Annotated in this window: 1 protein-coding gene; it reads left to right on the plus strand. The window is 27.4% G+C overall.

Going from position 1 to position 1,047, the window contains the following annotated elements; translation table 11 throughout:
• Positions 1 to 108 precede the first annotated feature (108 nt).
• A complete protein-coding gene (locus ACY2RS_RS15450) occupies positions 109 to 858 on the plus strand; it encodes a hypothetical protein (RefSeq protein ID WP_490099568.1) in 750 nt (249 codons plus the stop codon).
• Positions 859 to 1,047: the final 189 nt, after the last annotated feature.

Consider the following 1,047-nt stretch of genomic DNA (forward strand, 5'->3'; position numbering starts at 1 on the left):
GCATCACTGAAATTTGGATAAAATAAACTAACTTAGCTAAAACGTTCCAGCATCGGAACATTTTACAAAACCGTTGCCATTCATTTTAGACGAACAACAGAACATTAAATGAAACAGAAATCAAAAAAGATAATTGCTAAAGAAATATTGATTTTATCTTCCATTATTGTTATTTCTCTAATAACCTATGGAATTCTTCATTTATGGAAAAATCATAAGCAAGAAACATTTGATAAATTACAAGAACAAGAAATATCTCTTTTAAATGAAATTAGAGAAAAGAAAAATGAATTTGATGCGAATTATAAAAGAATTGTAAAAAATCCAAATGTTGAATTACGAAAATTATATGAAAAAATCAACCAAAAATATGATGTTGGGACTTTTGAGGAATATCTTGAAAAAATATATAAGTCTGAAAAAAGGAGAATATTATATGATACGATAAACAAAGATTTCGATTTAGGGAATTTTGAAGAATTTGAAGATAATTTAGGATTTAATAACGTTTACGAAACTCCAAATGGATCAAAAGTCAGAGCAACTGAATTAATGGACAAATACGGAAAACGATTTGACACTTTACTCGACCAAAAACAACTTACACCAATAAACGATGAAAGTATCATTAAGCCAAAAAAAAGCCCATCAACATCAAATAAAAAAACCGATTTAGAACAAATAGGACAATTAAAGAAAAAGAGAATTAAAATCAGAGAGCAGATAAATAATACTGACTATTCTATAAATATCAAAAATCTATTTTACTCAATAATAATCGGATTATTAATATTAGCTTATCCCATCAGATTATCTATACTTGGAATAAGATGGTCATTAAAAACTATAAGAAATTAAAAAAAACGAAAAGGCAACAAAGTAAAGCTTCCAATGCTTGATTGTTTTAGTGTTCCGAAAAAACAAGCATCACTCCTATTCGGGAAATTTCAAGTAACTTAGTGAACGAAATCCGCATCGGAAAGCTTTACAAAACCGTTGCAAACTATACTTCCGAACCAGTTTTATATGAAAATTTTAAATCATCTA

The organism is Patiriisocius sp. 208BN25-11 (genome assembly GCF_058147145.1).